Raw genomic sequence first — 2580 nt, 5'->3', positions numbered from 1 at the left:
GTTGCAAATATATTTGCAACCATTCGGTTTCGCAAAATTTATGGATTAAAATAACTCAATTGGAAGGATCAAGTTGAAGGATCCTTATCAAAGACAATAGCTACAAAACTTATGATGACTAAAACCTTTAAGTAGCGAGTGCCAGGTTTCTGCTAAATAGGCTATTTCTTCTAACCGCTTTTTGATTCTTTCTCTTACGCTAATATCAATCAGTTTCAAGCTTTATTGATGTAAAAGCTACTATTGAAACATTTCTGCCTATATTTAATGACTCTTAAGTCATTTATTTTAACTACAACTTTTATGCTACAGACGGAAGTTTTAATCGTTGGGGCAGGCCCTACTGGCCTAACACTCGCTTTATGGCTCACTAAGCAGGGTATCAAGGTTAGGATTATTGATAAAAGTAACGGTCCGGGGGAAACTTCGCGAGCGATGGCTATTCAGGCTCGCACGTTGGAATTGTACCGTCAACTCGATATGACCGATGCCATTATAAAGGCTGGCTATAGGATCCCAGTCATGAATATGTGGGCGGGTGGCAAACGTCAGGCTCAGATCAAAATGCTCGATGTGGGCGGAGCTATTTCGCCCTACCCTTTTATACTTATTTACCCTCAGGATCGCCATGAGCAGTTCTTAATCGAACGTCTGCAAACCCTTGGAGTGGAAGTAGAGCGTCAGACTGAATTTTTGTCTTTTGAAGAGAAAACCGATCAAATCATTGCTCGACTGAAAGATAAGAATGGGCAGGAAGCGATCTGCCAAGCTCAATACCTAGCGGCTTGCGATGGGGCACGATCGCCTATTCGCCATCAAATCGGTAGCGGTTTTAAAGGAGATACCTATAAGGGTTTATTCTATGTAGCAGACGTTGTAGCAACTGGAGTGGAACCTTCCGGCGAAGCCCAGATAGCTTTTGAAAAATCTGACTTTATGGTAATGTTACCTTATACTGATACGGGCAACTATCGATTAGTCGGGATCGTTCACGAAGAGCGGGGGGAAAATCCCGAACGTCTTACCTTCGAAGAGGTAGGACATCAAGCAATTCAAGCGTTAAACGTTACGATTGACAAAGTCAACTGGTTTTCTACGTATAAAGTACATCACCGAGTGACCGATTATTTCCGCCGGAGCCGTACTTTTCTGCTTGGCGATGCGGCACACGTACACAGTCCAGCAGGTGGCCAGGGTATGAATACTGGAATTCAAGACGCAATCAACCTTGCCTGGAAACTTGCCGCCGTAGTAAAGGGACAAGCCTCTGATCCTTTGCTTGACAGCTATGAGATTGAGCGAAAGCAATTCGCCCAGAAACTTGTCGAGACTACGGACCGTGTATTTACCTTTGCTACTACTGAAGGCAGTATTGCTGATTTTCTTCGTAATTATATTGCCCCCCTCTTTGTAGGTCTGGCGAATCGATTAGGAAACGTGCGAGAGTACATGTTCCGGATCGTTTCACAAACGATGTTAAGTTACCACGAGAGTCCATTAAGTAGCGGCAAAGCCGATGCCGTTCAAGGGGGGGATCGATTACCCTGGGTACCCGTTCAAAAGGTGGATAATTATGATCCACTCTCGATCATCGGATGGCAGGTGCATGTCTACGGAGAGCCGGGAATAGAATTAAAAGCATGGGGTGAACAAAATAGAGTTCCAGTTTACAGTTTCACCTGGCACGCCGAATACGGAAAAGCTGGTCTGGTAAAGGATGCCCTTTATTTGCTACGACCTGATACCTATGTTGCCTTAGTCGACCCCGAGGGCTCGGTAGTAAAGCTTAACGATTATTTTAATAAAAACGGAATCCATTTAAACCCATAGCTTCTCAGAAGGAATAAACGTGACGGACAACAAGCCTAAGTGGAGCCGACGTAAGGACTTACGCCCTGCCGAAATCATTGATGCAGCCCTGCATGTGTTTACTGAATATGGCTTCGCGGCCACCAAGCTCGATGATATTGCGAAACGTGCAGGCATTGTGAAGGGTACCCTGTATCGTTACTATGATACAAAGGAAGATCTGTTTAGGGCGGTTGTGCAGCATACCATTGAAGTACACTTACAAACTATTCAACAGGTTTCGGCCAGTTTTCAGGGATCACTTGCCGAACTGATACCGGTTTTGCTCAAGTATGCAGCAACGCGGATCAGTGGAAGCAACGTACCTGCATTGGCCCGTCTCGTGATTAGCGAGAGTCACACTTTCCCCGATCTTGCCCGGATCTGGTACGAAAATGTTGTCACCCATGTTCTAACGCTGCTAACCGATTTGATTAGTAAAGCACAGGCCCGCGGCGAGGTACGTATGGGTGATCCGAAAGTTCACGCATTTTCCATTGTTGGACCTTTAGTCTTGTCAGCACTATTTCATGAAATGCTTGGTACCTCTATTGTTCATATACCAAGCTTTAGTGCACTAGCCGAGCAACATGCTCAAACTGTGCTTACAGGAATTTTGGTTGATCCAGTACGTTTCTAAACTAGGTTCTGATAGTTGCCTTAAGCCTTTCACAGTTGTAAACCAATTCTTGTACCGAATCAATTCATAGTTAGTCCAGCACTGTTTTATTG

The 2580-nt window shown here is 44.7% G+C and carries 2 protein-coding genes; both read left to right on the top strand.

The features are described from left to right. Positions 1 to 303: 303 nt before the first annotated feature. The gene (locus ACOJTG_RS12910; protein ID WP_420154197.1) at positions 304 to 1830 is read left to right on the top strand and encodes an FAD-dependent oxidoreductase; all 1527 of its coding nucleotides are present in this window, start codon (positions 304 to 306) and stop codon (positions 1828 to 1830) included. Between the two features lie 19 nt (positions 1831 to 1849). After that, complete coding sequence (locus ACOJTG_RS12905; RefSeq protein WP_420154196.1) at positions 1850 to 2488, top strand: TetR/AcrR family transcriptional regulator; 639 nt, start codon at positions 1850 to 1852, stop codon at positions 2486 to 2488. The last annotated feature ends 92 nt before the right edge of the window (positions 2489 to 2580 follow it).

The organism is Siphonobacter sp. (assembly GCF_048595215.1).
GTDB lineage: Bacteria > Bacteroidota > Bacteroidia > Cytophagales > Spirosomataceae > Siphonobacter.
This window is presented reverse-complemented; position numbering and strand designations above follow the sequence as displayed.